General features: G+C 62.8%; 13 protein-coding genes. 4 read left to right on the forward strand and 9 right to left on the reverse strand.

Going from position 1 to position 18,125, the window contains the following annotated elements; translation table 11 throughout:
• Positions 1-62: 62 nt before the first annotated feature.
• Positions 63-1,664 carry an ArnT family glycosyltransferase gene (locus tag ACL9RJ_RS03225; RefSeq protein WP_017127327.1) on the forward strand — a complete coding sequence of 534 codons (1,602 nt, stop codon included), beginning with the start codon at positions 63-65 and terminating at the stop codon, positions 1,662-1,664.
• A 189-nt stretch (positions 1,665-1,853) separates the two neighbouring features.
• On the opposite strand, the gene ACL9RJ_RS03230 is transcribed toward ACL9RJ_RS03225, so the two are convergent.
• The 9 genes from ACL9RJ_RS03230 to ACL9RJ_RS03270 all read right to left on the reverse strand — a co-directional run bounded on the left by ACL9RJ_RS03230 (position 1,854) and on the right by ACL9RJ_RS03270 (position 15,149).
• Positions 1,854-3,692 carry a polyurethanase A gene (locus ACL9RJ_RS03230; RefSeq protein WP_017127328.1) on the reverse strand — a complete coding sequence of 613 codons (1,839 nt, stop codon included), beginning with the start codon at positions 3,690-3,692 and terminating at the stop codon, positions 1,854-1,856.
• A gap of 101 nt (positions 3,693-3,793) precedes the next feature.
• Positions 3,794-5,335 (reverse strand): M10 family metallopeptidase C-terminal domain-containing protein, encoded by a 1,542-nt coding sequence (locus ACL9RJ_RS03235; protein ID WP_178990178.1) that lies wholly within the window; start codon positions 5,333-5,335, stop codon positions 3,794-3,796.
• Between the two features lie 107 nt (positions 5,336-5,442).
• On the reverse strand, positions 5,443-6,798 hold the full coding sequence (locus ACL9RJ_RS03240; protein WP_017127330.1) for a TolC family outer membrane protein: 1,356 nt from the start codon (positions 6,796-6,798) through the stop codon (positions 5,443-5,445).
• A 1-nt stretch (position 6,799) separates the two neighbouring features.
• The gene (locus ACL9RJ_RS03245) at positions 6,800-8,128 is read right to left on the reverse strand and encodes an HlyD family type I secretion periplasmic adaptor subunit (RefSeq protein WP_177131111.1); all 1,329 of its coding nucleotides are present in this window, start codon (positions 8,126-8,128) and stop codon (positions 6,800-6,802) included.
• Positions 8,125-9,933 carry a type I secretion system permease/ATPase gene (locus ACL9RJ_RS03250; protein WP_017127332.1) on the reverse strand — a complete coding sequence of 603 codons (1,809 nt, stop codon included), beginning with the start codon at positions 9,931-9,933 and terminating at the stop codon, positions 8,125-8,127. The genes ACL9RJ_RS03245 and ACL9RJ_RS03250 overlap by 4 nt, the downstream gene beginning before the upstream one ends.
• 359 nt (positions 9,934-10,292) lie before the next feature.
• Positions 10,293-10,604, reverse strand: a complete 312-nt coding sequence (locus ACL9RJ_RS03255; protein WP_103032697.1) for a protease inhibitor Inh/omp19 family protein — start codon at positions 10,602-10,604, stop codon at positions 10,293-10,295.
• Between the two features lie 134 nt (positions 10,605-10,738).
• Positions 10,739-12,187: a serralysin family metalloprotease gene (locus ACL9RJ_RS03260; protein ID WP_017127334.1), complete on the reverse strand. Its 1,449-nt coding sequence runs from the start codon at positions 12,185-12,187 to the stop codon at positions 10,739-10,741.
• Positions 12,188-12,506: 319 nt separating this feature from the next.
• Positions 12,507-13,601 carry a P1 family peptidase gene (locus ACL9RJ_RS03265; protein WP_422764878.1) on the reverse strand — a complete coding sequence of 365 codons (1,095 nt, stop codon included), beginning with the start codon at positions 13,599-13,601 and terminating at the stop codon, positions 12,507-12,509.
• Positions 13,602-13,697: 96 nt separating this feature from the next.
• Positions 13,698-15,149, reverse strand: a complete 1,452-nt coding sequence (locus tag ACL9RJ_RS03270) for a serralysin family metalloprotease (protein ID WP_212811094.1) — start codon at positions 15,147-15,149, stop codon at positions 13,698-13,700.
• Between the two features lie 218 nt (positions 15,150-15,367).
• Here ACL9RJ_RS03270 and ACL9RJ_RS03275 point away from each other — a divergent pair, with 218 nt between their 5' ends.
• The 3 genes from ACL9RJ_RS03275 (at position 15,368) to ACL9RJ_RS03285 (ending at position 17,969) form a co-directional block, all read left to right on the forward strand.
• Positions 15,368-16,216, forward strand: a complete 849-nt coding sequence (locus ACL9RJ_RS03275) for an AraC family transcriptional regulator (RefSeq protein ID WP_177082279.1) — start codon at positions 15,368-15,370, stop codon at positions 16,214-16,216.
• Between the two features lie 51 nt (positions 16,217-16,267).
• Entirely contained in the window at positions 16,268-16,879 is a 612-nt protein-coding gene (locus ACL9RJ_RS03280) for a LysE family translocator (RefSeq protein WP_017127337.1), read from the forward strand.
• Positions 16,880-17,027: 148 nt separating this feature from the next.
• Positions 17,028-17,969 carry a choline ABC transporter substrate-binding protein gene (locus ACL9RJ_RS03285; protein WP_017127338.1) on the forward strand — a complete coding sequence of 314 codons (942 nt, stop codon included), beginning with the start codon at positions 17,028-17,030 and terminating at the stop codon, positions 17,967-17,969.
• Positions 17,970-18,125 lie beyond the last annotated feature (156 nt).

Consider the following 18,125-nt stretch of genomic DNA (forward strand, 5'->3'; position numbering starts at 1 on the left):
AGGCGTCACGGACTGCATGCCCACGCAGGGTGTGGGAACAATCCTTGGACAAGGACCTCACTGTGACATTGCTCCCCGCCTCTCGCCACACCCTGAATCGCCACTCCCTCGGCCTGGGCCTGATCGCCCTGCTGCTGTTCCTCGCCGGAGTCCACCAGCAGGCCGCCATCGGTTTCGATTCGCGCTTCGTGCTGTTCGCCCAGGAAATGCTCCGTCACGGTCCGGGATTCTTTCCCACCACCTACGGCGAACCCTATCCCGACTACTCGGCCTTCTCGACTTTCCTGGTCTGGCTGTTCGCCCTGCCCTTCGGTACGGTCAACGCCCTCGCGGCCTGGCTGCCCAGTGCCTTGGCGGCGGCCTGGATCGTGGTGCTGATGTACCGGCTGGTCGCACCCTATTCACCACGCTGGGCGCTGCTGAGCATCGCCCTGCTGTTGCTGAGCAACACCTTTATCACCGAAACCCGTGCTGTCTCGCTGGACCTGATGTTGGCCGCGGTCGGCTTCTCGGTGTTCTATCTGGGCTACGCCGCCGAGCATTTCGCCGCGCCGAAACGGACTGCCTGGATCCTCGCGCTGCTGGTGCTGGGCTTCGCCATTCGCGGCCCCATCGGCCTGGTGATCCCCACCGGCATGCTGTGCAGCTTCTATCTGCTGGGCGGCCACTGGCGGCGTTTCCTGGTCTTCGGCCTGCAAGCCCTGGCCCTGCTGGTCGCCTGCATCGGCCTGCTGCTCTGGCTGGCCTGGCTCGACGGCGGCAGCGTCTTCCTCGCGGAAGTGATCCGCATGCAGTTCACCGGACGCATGGACGGCAGTGAAGGTTCCAGCGATGTCCTGTATTACTTCAGCAGCTCGTTCGGCAATTACGCGCTGGCCTATCCGCTGGCGGTACTGGTGGTCGCCGCCTTGCTGGCAAACTGTCGCCAGCCGCGCGGCGCGGCCCTGCAACTGGTGCTGTACTGCCTGGCCGCCGGGCTGATCGTGATGCTCGGCCTGTCCGTGCCGCAGGCGAAGAAGGCCCGATACATCCTGCCGATGCTGCCGATGATCGCCATTGTCGCGGCGTTCCCCTTCCAGGTGACCCAGGGCCGGCTGTTCGCCTGGTTGCGGGGCCTGACCCAGGGAATCTGGCTGATCCTGCCGGGCCTGCTGATCGCCGGGATGATCATGCTGCACCGACGTTTTCCCGAGGAGCTGCCGACACTGGGGGCCGCCCCCTGGCTGCTGGGCGTCTTGCAGGCGGTCGCCGTGGCCTTGCTGTTCAAGGCCCGCTGGCGCGCCCTGGGCCTGGCCGGTTGTGCGGTACTGGCCATGTGGATCGGCTACATTCTGATTGTCGAGCCGGTGCAACGCACCGCCTACGACACCCGCACCTTCACCCGTGCCGCCCAGCAGTTGATCCATCAGGATCCGGCCCCCGTGGTCCTGCACGCCATGGGCAAGGATGCGAAGGCGATCAAGTTCATGGTCAATCTCGACGAAGACCTCCAGCCAGTGTTCACCGGCACCGCCGAACAGCTCCAGGCCGTGACCGGCCCGGCATGGCTGGTGATGGACAAGCAGGATTTCCAGAAGCTGCAGGGTTCGCCGATCGGCGCCCTGGTGCCAGTACTCGGCGGGCGCTTCGACAAGAACGATTTCGTGCTGTTGAAACGGCCCTAGGTGGGCCGCTCCCAAGACCTCCCCGCTCCCCGTGGGAGCCGGCTTGCCCGCGAACCGCCAGCGGCGGCCATTCACCGACATGGGCGGCGCGCAGGCCGACGCCTTCGCGAGCAAGCTCGCTCCCACAGGGTGATCGCTCACACCCAACTCCCAATGGGCGCCACGGACCGTGGGAGCACCCGGGCTTCTCTAGGCGATCACCACGCTCGCGCCTTTGAGCGTATCCAGACCGACCCCGACCAGGGTCACCGAATCCGCGCCGAAGCTCAACACCGTGTCCTGCCCGACCACCCTGGCATGATCAAGGATGTTGTGCCCCTGTGAGTCGGCATAACCCATGAACACCAGCTTGTCGGACGCCTGGAAGCCGGTCACGCGATCCTGGCCGAAGGCGCCGTTGAAGAGGAAGGTGTTACCGCCGCCCCTGGCATCCATCAGGTCATTGCCGGCGCCACCGATAAACAGGTTCCCGCCCTTCACCGCGCCGATCAGGTGATCGTTGCCGTCGTTGCCCAGCAACCATTCGCCCGGGGCCTTCGCCGTCAGGGTGTCCGCCCCGCTGCCGCCGACCTGCGAACTGACATACGCGCCATCGGACAGGCTCTGGTTGCCGACCTTGTGGGCCACGTCCCGGGTCAGGAACACCAGGTGCGGTTCACTGCTGATCAGGGTGCCGATATCCTTGGCGATGGTGATCCCGCCCTGGGCATCACGAATATACAAGGTCCCCTGGCCGTCATTGGCGATATCGACGCTGCCCAGCGACTTTTGCAAATCGAGGGTGTTGTTGCCCTGGCCGCCAAGAATGATGTTGTAGCCGCCCTCATCGCGGAAGGTATCGTTGCCGCCACCGCCCTCCAGATAGTCGTTGCCCCGTCCGCCCTTGAGCAGGTCGCTGGCCTCGCTGCCGATGATAAAGGTCGCCCCGCTGTGGGTTTCGGCATTACGGTTGAGGTCCTGGACCCAGGTCTTCTCACGCGCCGGATCGGACAGGTTGGCGACGATGATGGTCGAATCCTTGCTGGTCAGGTCATAGAACTTCGAGTGGAGGATGCGGTTCATGCCGTCGCCATAGGCAGTCGGCAGATGGGATATCCAGGTGGCGACATTGCCAATGGAAAACGGCAGGACGTTCCAGGCATCGGAGGCATAGTGGTCGTTGAAGCTGACGATATTGTTGGTGGCCGACGCCTTGTTGGCATCGTGTACCCCGAGGGTCGCCGGAGTCAGGCTGGAGCCGTTGAGGGCACGGAACACCGGATCGTTTTCATAGCCGATATTCAGCACCTGGGTGCCCGCGCCGCTCTGGGTCGGCGAGGCGAAGGCGATGTAGTTGGCCTCCTTGTAGAAACCGCCCCAGTGGTCCTTGCTCAGGTCCGCCATGCTGTTGACCGCCAGGCCGCCGAGGCTGTGGCCGCTGACCAGCACATCCTTGCCGGCCAGGCCGTTGGCCACGGCGAAGGCGGCGACGCTCTTGAGCAGGCCCTCGAAGGCATTGGCGCTGTAGTTCCTGGCGTAATCCTTGGGACCGATGGCCGCCAGCAGGTCATTGATCGCGTCGCCGATGGTGTCGCTGATCACCGTCTCCCGCGGCCCGCTGGTACCGCGGAAGGAGATGCCGATGGAGGTCAGGTGGCCGCTGGCGTCGTATTTGCCGAGGACTTCCGCCTGGCCGGTGGTGTAGCCGGCTTTTTCACCGAAGAAGGTACCCCGGCCATCGGTCTTGCCGTCGTAGCCCAGTTGCGTGGCGCTGATCGGCGTCCAGCCGGCCGCCTTCACCGCCGCCAGCGCGGCCTTTTCCGAATCGGGGTTCCAGGGAACCCCGGGGATGACCCCCTGCGCATCGGTGCCGCCGATCAGCGCCTTGACCAGGGTCGCCGGCAGTCCGAGGCCGAAGCCATTCTGCTGGTAACCCACGGCAAAGCCGTTGTCGAGGTTGTGATAGGAGTACAAGGTGATCGCCATCGCGTCGGAATACAGCGCTTTGGAGACCTCGGAACCCGCGTTTTTATAGTCAAAAACACCCATGGTATTGCCTCTCTGTTGTTGAAATTGTCGAGAAAGCGTTGTCGGCGGCGCATCCTGCAACCGCGGGAGCAGCACCCGAAGTGCTGCTCCTGTGCATCAGGTCAGACCACGATATCCGTGACCGCGGCGCGGCCCACCGTCGTGATCAGGAAATCCGCCTTTCCGGTTCCGCCGAAATCGATCGCCAGGCTTCCCAGGCCGGTGTCCGTGGCGAAAGCCAACAGTGCCTCGCCCGCCTTGCCGGTGAACGCATCGACGAAATTCAGTGCCTTTCCCCCGGTGATCGCGGACAGGTCGATCATGTCTTCGCCACTGGTAAAGTCCATGATCCGGGCGCTCGCATCAGGCGCGGAATCCGCCACCTGGATAAACATGAAGGTGTCCTCGCCGGCCCCGCCCCAGAACCGATCGCCGCCCCCGCCACCGTGGAGGATGTCGTCGCCGGCACCACCCTTGAGGTCGTTGGCCACCGCGTTACCGATCAGCAGGTCATCGCCGGAACCGCCAATGGCGTTCTCCACGGTGACGCCCCTGACAATGGAAACGTTGCCCACCAGGCCCGCGACATCGGAGAAAGACAGCTCGTTGAGATTGATCTTCTGGTCCTGGTAGAAACCGGAAAAATCCAGCGTATCGTTGCCGCCGGCATCCCAGACCGCGAACAACGGCCTGTCCGCGGCAGAGGCAAGACTCAGGAAGTCACGACCGGTATTGGAATTGAACCCATAGGTCGTGTCATCGACCCGGGTAGTCATATTGGCCCCGTAGAGCATCTGGATAGCGGTGATATCGTCCAGCAGGGGCCCGGACGAATGCGTGCGCAGGTGATCCTCGGGATAAAAATAGTTCAGATAGGCCTCGCGGACAGCCGCGATGGGTGCCCCCAACAGCAAGCCGAGCGGTAAATAGTTCTCCAGCAGGTACGCCGAATGATCTTCGCTGAAATCATGTCCGGAGTAATCTTCGCCCCAGTAGCTCATGACACTATGAGCAGCGGTATCCTGCACATAGCCCGCATCGTCCTGATAAGTCGGCGATGCAGAGGTACTGGCCTGATAATCACCGGGATGTTCAAGCCCGAGTGCATGCCCTGTTTCGTGAGTCAATGTCAGCCGGGCATAATTATTGAGATCGGGTGCCTTGTTGATACCGTACGTGGCGTTGATTTTTGTCCAGACATAGGCCGACTGATTGCCATACCCAAAGAAGTTCTGATTGAAGGCAGCTTCACCGTCGTCGTCATGGTTGACCCGATAGTTGCCAAAATACAGAAGACCGTCGTAGCTGCCCGAATAACCTTCCTGAAAGCTCACATTCGCCACGTCCGACCAGGATTGCAGGGCTGACCTGGTTTGCTCCTGCTGTTGCGCGTTGAAGGGGGTAAACCCGTCAAGATCGAACAGGCTGGCGAATCTCGGTCCGTATACAGGCCCCAGGAATTCATAGTTGATGTTGACCTTGCCATCGCCATCCAGATCCTGAAAGGCTTTTGCCCCAGCCGTCAGCGCCACTGCCGCCTGGTCGTTCGAATAGGAGGGCTTTTGCTGATGGAACAGCTCCATATTACGATCGGACACCTTCTTGAAATGGTTGGCATACTTGTAGGCAAAGCTTGTTTGAGCAGGCGTGTTAGTTGTCAGCATGATGAAATCCTTTTTCACAAAGCAAACCGATAGAGCACTTGGGCCGCGTAAAAGCGGCGCGCATATTCAATGATTTGCACCGTGAAAAGTCCTGTCGAAAGCGCTCATCAAGACCCTCGTCCCACAAAAGCCTCATCGACCCTGGCCAGGTCGGTTTCGCGCAAGGTGCCGGCGTAGTAATGCAGCCTGGTCCACGCCATCAGGTAGTCGTAACGCGCCTGCGCCAGGTCCCGCCGGGTGCTGTAGAGCTGCTGTTCGGCATTCAGCGCGTCGAGGTTGACCCGCTCGCCGCCGAGGATGCTCTGCCGGGTCGAGACCACCAGGGCCTCGGCCGAGGCCAGCGCCTTCTGGTAGGCGCGCAGCTTGCTCACCCCCGACAGGCACGCGCTGTACTGCCGGCGCAGCTCGATCAGGGTCTCGCGGGTCTTGCCGTCGAGTTCGTATTCGGCCTGCTCCAGGTTGGCGCTGGCCTGGCGTACCGACGCCGACACCCCGCCACCGGCAAACAACGGCACGTTCACCTCGATGCCGATGGTGTTGGTGTCGTAACGCTGGTTGTAGGTGTTGCCGCTGTCGGACTCGCTCTTGCGCACGCTGGCGTAGGCGTTGACCTTGGGCAGGTGCCCGGCGCGATTGCGCTCGACTTCATAACGCGCCACCTCCAGGGCCTGGCGCTGGGACGCCAGGGTCGGATTGTTGCTCAACGCCAGTTCGTGCCAGCTGTCGAAATTCGCCGGTTCCAGGGGGAAAGACTGGAATACCGGGCTCAGGGGCGCCAGTTCGGTCACATTGACCGCCGGCACGCCGATCAGCGCACCCAGCTCACGCAGGGCCGCATCCTGGACGTCGCGCGCCTCTATTTCCTCGGCGGTGGCCAGCTCGTACCGCGACTCGGCCTCAAGGATATCGGTGCGGGTGCCCTCGCCCTGGCGAAACAGATGCTCGTTCTGCTGGAACTGCTGCTCGAAGGCTTTCTTCTTGGCCCGGGCGATCTCGATCTGGTCCTCGGCAAACAACGCCTGGGTGTAATAGGTCAGCACGCGTACCAGCAACTCCTGGCTCTTGCCGCGAAAGGTCTCGTCGGCAAACAAGGCCTGGGCGACACCCTTGCGGTAGTTGGCGTAGGCCTCGTAGTCGATCAGGGGCTGTTGCAGCATCAGCGTCGAACCGGAGCTGGTGTAGCGCCGGTCGTCATGACTGTTGCCGCGCTCGTTGAGGTAGGTCGCCCGGGAGTCGTTGCGGCCCTGATTGTAGTTGTAGGACAGCCGCGGCAGCAGGCCCGCGCGGCCGATATCGCGGTTCTCCTGGCCGGCATCGCGCTCCTTCAGCGCTCCGAGAAACACCGGATCATTACGTAACGCCTGCTCGTAGACCTGGAACGGCCCCATGGCCTGACAATCGAGGGAAACGGACAACAGCAGGGCCACGGCCACGCACAGCGGTTTTTTCATCAGGCGGAACATCCTATTCCTCGGTCAACGCAGAACCCGCGCGGTCCAGCAGGGGTTTGAACAGATAGTTGAGCAGCGAGCGCTCACCGGTACGCACGAACATTTCGGCGGGCATGCCCGGCTTGATCACCAGCCCGTTGAGTTTCTCCAGGGCCTGGTCGCTGACCGAACTGCGCAGCACGTAGTACGGCGCCCCGGTCTTCTCGTCGAGCAACTGGTCGGCGGAGATCAGGCTGACGGCCCCGGCGACCCGTGGCGTGCGGTTCTGGTTGAAGGCGGTGAAGAGAATGTCCACCGGCAATGCGCTACCCACCTTGTCCACCAGGTGCACCGGCAGATGCCCTTCCACTTCCAGGCGCTCGCCCTGCGGCACGATTTCCAGCAGGGTCTCGCCGGCCCGGACCACCGCGCCCTCGGTGTGCACACCGAGGTTGACCGCGATGCCCTCTGCCGGCGCGCTGATTTCACTGTGCTGCAGGTCGAAGCGGGCTGAAGTCAGTTGCTGCTCCAGGGTCAGGGTTTTCAGCTGAGCATCGGCCAACTGGCTGCGCACCTCCTTCTGGTACTCCTCGGCGTGCTGCGCCAGCTTGAGTCGCGACTCGAGGATCCCCTGCTCGACCCGACCGCTTTCGCCGGTGTTCTGCGCCAGGTCCTGTTGCACCTGGGATAGCTGGCGCTCGTACTCCATCAACCGGTTGCTGGGGATATAACCGTTGTCCGCGAGGGGCTTGAGGTTTTCCAACTGACGACGCAGGGAATCGGCACGGGCAGTCATGTCGGCACGGGCCCGGCGCATGCCGGCCAGTTGCGCGGTGGCCCCCTCGATCCCGGCGCGGATACCGGCCTGCTCGCGGGCAAAGGCTTCGCGACGGCTACTGAACAACTGCCGCTGGCCTTCGAGCACCAGGCTCAGCTGCGGATCGGGATCGCCGCTCAGTTCCACCGGGAAATGCACCTGCGCCAGATTGTCCCGTTCGCTCTGCCAGCGCGCCTGACTGGCCCAGGCCATGCGGTACTGCGCCCGCAGGGACTGGACATCGGCCGAGCGCTGGGTCTGGTCGAGGCGAAACAGCGGCTGCCCCTGGTGCACCCGTTGTCCTTCACGCACCAGGATCCGCTCGACCACGCCGCCGCCCAGGGACTGCACGGCCTTGCGCTTGCCGGAAACCACCACGGTGCCCTGCACCGCGATGCCCTGGTCCAGCGGCGCGAGGGCCGCCCAGGCAAAAAAGCCGCCGGCGCCCAGCAGCGCCAGCCACCAGCCGGCCCGGGCAAAAAACCGTGCGTCCCGCTCGGGACGCTCCAGGGTGTCGTCGTGCTGCATCAGGCTGTCCGGGCTCATGCTCCGCTACTCCGTGTCGGCGCGCTGTATTGTCGGCTCAGGGTCAGCCCGGCCGGTGCCGGGGACACTTCACGAACCGGTTGCGGAGCTGTTTGAGGAGCTTGAGGGGTAGCGGCCTGCGCGGTGGCGGACAGTGCCTTGAGCACCTCGGCACCGGGTCCGAAGGCCTGCATCCGCCCCTCGTTGAGCACCAGCAGCTTGTCCGCCTGGACCAGCGAAGTGGAACGGTGGGTCACCAGGATCACGCTGCTGCCCTGGGCCTTCAATTGCGCGATGGCGGCGGTCAGGGCTGCCTCGCCCACGGCATCGAGGTTGGAGTTCGGTTCATCGAGGACCACCAGCCGCGGGCCGCCATACAGTGCCCGGGCCAGGGCCACCCGCTGTTTCTGCCCGCCGGACAGACCGCTGCCATCGTCGCCGAGCACGGTGTCATAGCCCTGGGGCAGGCGCAGGATCAGGTCGTGCACCCCGGCCTGGACCGCCGCCGCGACCACCTTCTGCGGATCGGCATCGCTGAAGCGGGCGATATTCTCGGCGACCGTGCCACTGAACAGTTCGATCGACTGCGGCAGATAACCGATATGCGGGCCGAGTTCGTTGCGGTCCCAGCGATGGATATCCGCCCCGTCCAGGCGCACCACTCCGCCCAGGGTCGGCCAGACGCCGACCAGCACCCGTACCAGGGTCGACTTGCCGGAGCCCGAGGAACCGAGGACGCCGAGCACTTCACCGGCCTCCAGGCGGAAACTCACCTGGTGCAAGGTCGCCCCGCGCCTGCCCGGCGGCCCGGCGCTGACCTGCTCGAACGCCACCTGCCCCCGAGGCTCGGGCAGGCTCATGGGCGATGCACCTTCGGGAAACTCGCGCAGCAGATCGTCCAGGCGCCGATAGGCCAGCTTGGCCGCACTCCACTGCTTCCATACGGCGATCAACTGATCGATCGGGCTCAGTACCCGGCCCATCAGGATCGAACCGGCGATCATCATCCCGGCACTCATATCGCCCTTGATCACCAGCAGCGCCCCGAGACCCAGCACCAGCGATTGCAGGCACAGGCGCAGGGACTTGCTCAACGAAGCGACGATTGCCCCGGTGTCGCTGGCCTGGTTCTGCCGGGCGAGAAAGCGCGAATGGATCTGGAACCAGCGCTTGCGCAGGGCGCCGAGCATGCCCATGGCCTGGATGGTCTCGGCGTTGTGCAGGTGGCTGGTGGCCAACTGGCTGGATTTCTGCGAGTAGCCGCTGGCTTCGCCCAATGGCTTTTTGGTCAGCGACTCGTTGAGACAGGCCAGTGCGATCAACAGCAGCGCGCCAACGCTGGCGAAGACCCCGAGCCAGGGGTTGAACAGGAAGATCACCAGCAGGTAGATCGGAAACCAGGGGGCATCGAAGAACGCGAACAACGCCGGTCCCGTGAGAAACTGGCGGATATGGGTCAGGTCGCCCAGCGCCTGGCCGGCGTGGCCTTCGCCACGAAACAGGTTGCGCTCGAACGCCGCCTGGTAGACCCGCAGGTTGAAGCGGCGCTCCAGCGCGCTGCCGATGCGGATCACGATAAAGCTGCGGATCGTTTCCAGCAGCCCGATAAAGGCAAAGAACCCGACCACCATCAGCGTCAGCATCACCAGGGTGGTTTCATTCTGCGAGGTCAGCACCCGGTCATAGACCTGGAGCATGTAGATCGAAGGAACCAGCATCAGCAGGTTGATCAGGGCGGTGAAACAACCGACGCTGACCAGAATGCCCTTGTAGTCACCGAGCACTCGGACCAGTGGGGTGCCGGGCGTCATTTTCAACACTTTCATTTATCTTCCCTGATGTATTTACAGTTACCAACGGCCTGATCGGCCGTGCACCACGGTATTTCCGAAGAGCATCTTCAGAAGCCATGAGGGCGAAACAATTTGAAATAGAGCAACGGATAGCGGCGCGAATTAAACAGGTCGCGTCGAAGAGCGACTATAAGATTGCGCCCATCTTCCGGACCGTCCGACAGGGGTTCATGGTCATTGCACCTGAACATCGCCGATGAATAATCCGATGATTCTTTTCTTATATTGACTGACATGACTTCACAGCAGAACAGTTCCTTGTTCCCGCCTTGTTTGCCGACAACTTCCCTCTATCCCGGCGCAGTACGCAAGATCGTCGGTACTCGGACCGATCAGGGTTGCAGTCGCTCCAGCACCAGGACAACGCCACTCGCCAGGCGCGCCTGGTACAGGTCGTTCCCCTGCCGGTTCAGGTGCACGATACCGCTGCCCTCGACGCCATACAGCCAGAGACCATCGGGGGTCGGTTCCCAGCGCGCGGGACGCTCGCCAAGCCAGCCGGCCACGCACTCGAGGTCACCACCCAGGCTCGGCGCCTGGACCGCCAGCACCAGCTCGCAGGCCTGGGCGCGATCGTCCTCGCGATACAACCGCCAGCTCCCGGCCAGGGTTTCGGGACTGGGAAGAATCAAGCTTCGTGCCATGCAAAGTGCTCCAGATGCCATCAGCAATGCGGCCATCAGCCACGTCATGAATACACGGGGGAAAAGTCTGTCGATCATGGGCCCTCGCAACAAGACCGGGAAGCAGCGCTTGCGCGCTGCTCGTGAACATCGACTCAGGCGACGATATCCGTGACTGCCGCCTGCCCCACCGTGGTGACCAGGAAATCAGCCACGCCATGCCCGGAGAAGTCGATCGCCAGGGTGCCCAGGTTGGTGCCCGAGGCATAGGTCAGCACCGCATCGCCGGCATGCCCGGTGAAGGCATTGACGAAGTTCAGCGCCGAACCGTGGGTGATCCCCGACAGATCGATCTTGTCCTGGCCGCTGACAAAATCCATGATCCGGTCGGCAGCCTGCGGTTTCGAATCGGAAACGGCCGCGAACACAAAGGTGTCGTTGCCCGCACCACCCCACAGTTTGTCCGCACCACCGGCGCCGTAGAGGATGTCGTTGCCGGCACCGCCACGCAGCTCGTTCGCCCCGTCGTTGCCGATCAGCAGGTCGTTGCCCGAACCGCCGATGGCATTCTCCACCGTGACGCCTTGGGCAATGGAAACGTTGCCGACCATGCCACCCACGTCGGAGAACGAGCCGGCATGCAGGTTGATCTTCTGGTTCTGGGTGAAACCGGAGAAGTCCAGGGTGTCGTTGCCGCCCCCGTCCCAGACCGAGAACACCAGCTTGTCCGAGGACGAAGTGGCGCTCAGGTAGTCGCGACCGGCATTGGCGTTGAAACCGTAGGTGGTATCACCGGCACGGGTGCTGTAGTTGGCGCCGTAGAGCTTCTGGATCGCCGCGATATCGTCCATCAGCGGGCCGGATGAGTAGGCCTCGACACCGCCCTTGCTGAAGTTCTGGCTGGTGTTGCTTTCGCTCCAGTAGCTCATGACGCTGTAGCCGCGGGTGTCCTGCCCGTAGGAGGCGTCATTGTAGGTCGGGTTGCCTTCGCCGGCGTTGTAGTCACCGGGATGGGACAGGCCCAGGGTATGGCCGATCTCGTGGGTCAGGGTCTGGCGCCCGTAGTTGTTCAGGCCCGGTGTCTTGTTGACGTTGTAGCCGCTACCGGTCAGATACCAGGACTGGCCGTCGTAGCCAGGCTCGGTGCCCGGCAGGAAGGCGAACGCTGCCGCGCCTTCCTGGCCGCCGCTGTAGTTACCGAAGGTCATGTGACCATCGCCGCCCCTCGCTGCCTCGGTGAAGGTCACGTTGGCGACGTCTGCCCAGGATTGCATGGCAAGGACCGCCTGTGACTTCTGCAACGCACTGAACTGGCTGAAACCGGTAACCCCCAGACCGCTGAAGTTCGAGGTCGGCGATGTCAGGAAGGTATAGGTCAGTTCGATCTTGCCGCTGCCGTTCAGATCGTGCCAGGCGGCACCGTCACGCAGCAATTGCGTGGCGGCCTGATCGACGGAGTAGGAGGGTTTGCCATTGACCGTGAGGTTGCCGCCACGATCATATTGATGGCTGAAGCTATCGATCTGGTTAAAGGCGGAACTTGTCCCGTTGGCCGCCAGTGCCGATTCCGAAGAAACAATAGCTTTCGCTTTGACTTTCGACATAAACACACTTCCTTGTTTGCAAGTGAAACAGTTTTTGTCCGATAGCGACAATCCCTTGGCGAGATCATCCTATCACTCGCCCTTTTTGAAGGCAGCGAGAAACTGACACATTTTGAAATCAATCGTCCAGCGCTTTTTTTGATATCAAAGTGCTGTTTTTCGGAAAGATCCCGCAAACATTGCTTATGCACCTGAAAGTTTTTTCTGACAGTTTTATTCCTCGCCAACAAGCAGACTTTCAGGAATATTCAAGCTGGAAAAACGCATAAGCGAAGTGCATCAATAAATGACCGACCAGTCATCCATGACTGCCTGGTTTTTATTGTCGCCCGCTCGTTCTTAGTGCATCCAGGGCAACTTCGCCCGTCAGAGCCGGAACCCGCACGCCGTCCGCGGTGGTCATGTCTTCGCCGGCGAGCAAGGCGTTGATGATCGCCTCCTCCACCGCTTCGGCCGCCGCGAGGAACAAGGGCGAGATATGGTCGTTGTTGACCATCGTCAGCGGGCTGCTGAACGGCAGGTCCTTGCGACCGTAGTCCGCCGGCGCGATCTGCTCGTTGCCGGTGGCGAAGGCAAGGAAGATATCGCCGCTGGAATCCTCGGTCCCGCCCCCAGTGCGAGCGATCCCGATCGACGCCCGTTGCGCCAGACGCTGGCATTGATGCGGCAGCAACGGTGCGTCGGTGGCGATGACCACCACGATCGAGCCCATGCCCGGAGTGCCACGCCGGGCGAAAGGCGAAGGGATGCCGGTCAACTGGCGCCCCACGGGATAACCGTCGATGCGCAGTTCCTGGCGTTTGCCATGATTGGCCTGGACCAGCGCGCCGACGGTCCAGCCCCCCTGTTCCGCCGGCAAGCGCCGTGACGAGGTGCCGATACCGCCCTTGAACTCATGGCAGATCATCCCGGTACCGCCGCCCACCGCGCCTTCGCGAACCGCCCCGGAGCGGGCATCCGCCAGGGCTTCCTCGACCTGGGCGGGACCGACGTGCTGGCCCCAGATATCGTTGAGCACCCCGTCATAGGTTTCCATCACCACCGGCATGCACCAGTACACCGCGGGGTCCTTGAGTCTGTCGCGCTCCTGCGCCACCAGGGCATCGCGAACCACCCCGACGCTGTGGGTGTTGGTGATCGCGATCGGCGTGGTCAGCAACCCGGCTTCGCGAACCCACTCCAGGCCCGTGGCATCGCCATTGCCATTGAGCACATGGCAGCCGGCGAAACAGGGCTGCTGACGCGCGGCAACGGCGCGTGGCTGGATCACCGTCACCCCGGTGCGCACCTGCTTGCCATCGATTTCGGCCTTGAGGGTACTGTGGCCGACCCGGACTCCGGGGACATCGGTAATGGCATTGAGTGGGCCGGGGGTACCCAGGCCCAGAGTGATACCCCATTCACGTGCGCGCATAACAACTCCAGATAAGCAAAATCGGTTACAGACAGGATTCGACGCCAGGTCGACCACAGTGGCACAGAAACGTCGCCCTATCTGCCTATAGTGCTATCAGACCACGATGTCGCCCAGGGTGATCTGGCCTACCGCCGTGATCAGGACATCGGCACGACCATTGCCGCTGATGTCGATGGCAAGGTGGCTGTCGCCAGTGGCTTGGGCATAATTCAGGAGCGCTTCGCCCGCGACACCCGTGAAGCTCTCGACGATGTTCAGCCCGACGCCACGGGTGATGCCGGAGAGATCGATCTTGTCCTCGCCGCTGACAAAATCCATGATCCGGTCGGCAGCCTCCGGCGCCGAGTCGGAAGCGACCATGAATACGAAGGTGTCGTTGCCCGCATCGCCCCACAGCCTGTCCGCACCGCCCGCGCCATACAGGACGTCGTTGCCGGCACCGCCCCGCAGTTCGTTGGCCACGGCGTTGCCGATCAGCAGGTCGTTACCCGAACCGCCGATGGCATTCTCCACCGTGACGCCCTGGGCAATGGAGACGTTACCGACCATGCCGCCCACATCGGAGAACGCGCCCGTGTGCAGGTTGATCTTCTGGTTCTGGGTGAAGCCGGAAAAATCTAGGGTGTCATTGCCGCCACCGTCCCAGACGCAGAACACCAGGGCATCCCACGATTGAAAGGCACTGAGGAAGTCCCGCCCGGTGTTGGAGTTGAAGCCATAGGTCGTATCGTCGGAACGGGTGCTCCAGTTGGCGCCATAGAGCTTCTGGATGGCCGCGATATCGTCCATCAACGGGGCGGAGGCGTAGAAGGCCGCGTCATTGCGGGTGAAGTCCTGGCCGCTGGCGGTTTCGCTCCAGTAGCTCATCACGCTGTAACCCAGGGTGTCCTGCGCATAGGTGGCATTGCTCGCGTAGCTCGCCCCCGCACCGTTGTAGTTGCCGGGATGTGGCAAGCCGAGGACATGCCCGATTTCATGGGTCAGGGTCTGCCGGCCATTGTTGTTGAGCCCCGGACTCTTGTTGTCCTCGTAACCGTCGGCGATGCTGTACCAGGACTGCCCGCCCAATCCCGATATGTCTCCTGGCCGGATGGTCTGGGCCGCTCCGCCTCCCACCTTGTAGTCGCCAAAGGTGATATGGCCATCGCCGCCGTGCGGCGCTTCGGAAAACGAGATATGGGCGGCGTCCGCCCAGGATTGCATGGCCAGCACCGCCTGGGCTTTCTGCAAGGGACTGAACGCCTGGAGCCCGGCGAGCCCCAGCGCATAGTAATCATCATTGGACAACAGCTGCGAGGCGTTGGGGAAGCTGTAGGTCAGCTCTATCTTCCCGTTCCCGTCGGTATCTGCCCAGGGCGTCGAGCCGTTCGACAGATTTGTCGCGGCCTGTTCCACCGAGTAGGACGGCTTTCCATTGGCTGTCACGCCCCCGGCGCGCTCGGACTTTGCACTGAACTCACGAACGAGCGGAAGCAGAAGCTGATGGCTGCTTTCAACATGACCTACCTGCGGATTGACGACTTCAATGACTTTCGACACTTTCATACCCTATCAATGGAGGAATCCGGGAACTTGAAACGTTTCCTCAGACACCCCATTGAACGCCGCCACGGGTCCGCGGGCTTTTAAATACCGCCCGACACCCTCCTCCTTCCCGGCCCGCGAGCGGATTACCCCTTCGTTGCACAGATCTTCTAGACTTGGTCCTGGAAACCGGCGCTAACTGTCACCCTGCACTAATGCCCAACACCCCCAGGTACAGCATGTCCAGCAACGCCGACAACTGGATCGACCTGACTCAGGATCAGGACACCGGTATCGAAACCCTCCGCGCCCATTTCAAGGGGCACGCCTACGACGCCCATTGGCATGACAGCTACCTGGTGGGGGTCACCGAACAGGGCGTGCAGCAATTCAACTGCCAACGTACCCGCTACCACAGCGTGCCGGGCAATGTGTTCCTGCTCGAACCGGGCGAGATCCACGACGGCGATGCCCCCACCGAAGGCGGCTTCACCTACCGCACGCTCTACCTCGATCCCCACTGGCTGGAGCGGGAGCTGAGCGCGCTGTTCGAAGAAGCGCCGGCCAACAGCCAACTGTCCTTTGCCACGCCACTGGCAACCGGCGACAGCCGCCTGGCCCAGGCCACCAGCGCCGCCTTCGAGGCGATCCACAGCCAGGAACTGCGCATCGTCCGGCAAAGTGCCCTGGACCAGATGTTCGACGCTCTCACCCGCCATCTGCACTGGCGTACCCGCTATCGCGAAGACCCGCGCCTGCCGCGGGTGGCGCAGCTCGCCCGGGAATACCTGCATGCCCACCTGCAGCATGACCTGAGCCTCGACGACCTGGCGGCGGTGACCGGGGTCGATCGTTTTCGCCTGACCCGTGCCTTCAAATCGGCCTATGGCCTGCCGCCGCACGCCTATCTGGTGCAACTGCGCCTGGCCAAGGCGCGGCAGATGCTGGCTCGCGGCGAACAACCGGCAACGGTGGCCATGGCCCTCGGTTTCGCCGACCAGAGCCACCTCGGGCGCTGGTTCCTGCGGGCCTATGGCCTGACCCCGGCAGCCTACCGCAAGCGTTGCTCAAATCTTCCAGACGCCTGAAGCGGCAGCCGCGAAGATCGTCCCATCGATCTCTACGCGGAGCCCCTGCCCATGTTGTCCACCTTTCCGAGCCTGCTGCCCTTCCTGCTCTTTGCCTTTGTCGCCTCCATCACCCCGGGACCGACCAATATCCTCGTGCTGAGCAACAGTGCCCGCTACGGCCTGGTCGCGGCGCTGCCGATCATTCTCGGTGCCTGCGCCGCAGCCGCGCTGATCGTGCTGCTGGTGGGCAGCGGCGTCGGCCAGTCGCTGACCGGCATGCCCCTGGTGCAGGTCGCCATGCAATGGCTGGGCATCGCCTGGCTGAGCTACCTCGCCTGGCAGATTTTCAGCGCCCCGGCGAGCGTCATCGACGGTGGAGCGGAACCGGCAAGGCGCCTCGGACTGCTGGGTGCGGCCAGCCTGCAACTGATCAACCCCAAGGTGTGGATGATGGCCCTGGCGGTGGTCGGGGTGTTCGCCGGCAGCGGCGCCGAACGCCAGGCCCATGTGCTGTCGCTGTCCCTGGTGTTCTTCCTGGTGTCGCTGCCCTGCATGGGCCTGTGGGCCGTGCTGGGGGTCGGCTCGGCCCGGCTGTTTCGCTCGCCCCTGGCGATGCGGCGTTTCAACCGCTGCATGGCGTTGCTGTTGCTGGTTTCAGCCTGGCTGAGCCTGTGGGTATGACTTGCTGATATAACGGCAGGGAGTCGCTGCAGTGCAAAAGCCGGTCGCCCTGGTGCGCTTTTGCCAGCTAACGGCTGCGTAACGTGGCCGGACGGTGCATGAAGACACCGGCCTCGACAATAAACGACCTGCCGCGAGACCTTCCAACATGAAAAGACTGTTCACCAGCTGTCTGTTCCTCTGCGGTACCGCACTCCTGAGCAACCCGGCATTCGCCAGCGACGACGCCTCCTGCAAGAGCGTGCGCATGGGTGTCGTCAACTGGACCGACGTCATCGCCACCAGCGGCATGGCGGACGTACTGCTCAACGGCCTGGGCTATGAAAGCAAGCAGACCAGTGCCGTGCAGCAGATCATCTTTGCCGGTATCCGCGACAAGCGCCTGGATATCTTCCTCGGCTACTGGAAGCCGGCGATGGACAAGAATATCGAGCCGTTCGTGGCCGCCAACCAGGTCAAGGTCATGGCCAAGCCGAGTCTGGCCGACGCCCAGGCGACCCTGGCCGTCCCGCAATATGTCGCCGACGCCGGACTGAAGACCTTTGCCGATATCGCCAAGTTCAAGGACCAGCTCAAGGGCACCATCTACGGGATCGAACCGGGCAGCGGCGCCAACACCACCATCAAGACTATGATCGACACCGATCACTTCGGCCTCAAGGGATTCAAGCTGGTCGAGTCCGGTGAAGCCGGGATGCTCGCGGCGGTACAGCGGGCCGTCAATCGCAAGGAGTTCGTGGTCTTCGTCGGCTGGACGCCGCACCCGATGAACATCAACATGAAGATCGCCTACCTGACCGGCAGCGAAGATGTCTATGGTCCCAACGAAGGCGCCGCGACAGTCTCCACCGTCACGGCCCCGGACTACGCCGAGCGTTGCCCGAACGTGAACAAGCTGCTGGAAAACCTGACCTTCACCGCCGCCCAGGAAAGCCAGTTGATGGTGCCGATCATGGAGCGCCAGACACCCCAGGACGTGGCGAAGAAATGGTTGCGTGATCACCCCGAGGATCTGCAGCGCTGGCTGGCCGGTGTCACCAGCATCGACGGCAAGGATGGCGTGGCGACCGTGCAGGCCAGCTTGAAGTAAAGATCAGTGCAGAGCTTGTGAGAGCGGGCTTGTGTGGGAGCTGACATTGTGGGAGCGGGCTCGCCCGCGAAGAGGACCTTGAGGTTGCTGGAGCTTCGCGGGCCAGCCCGCTCCTGCATGAACCGCACGCCTACAGGCTTCGCGCCCTGTAACCAT

This window comes from Pseudomonas sp. Mn2068 (assembly GCF_049319725.1).
Lineage (GTDB): Bacteria > Pseudomonadota > Gammaproteobacteria > Pseudomonadales > Pseudomonadaceae > Aquipseudomonas > Aquipseudomonas gingeri.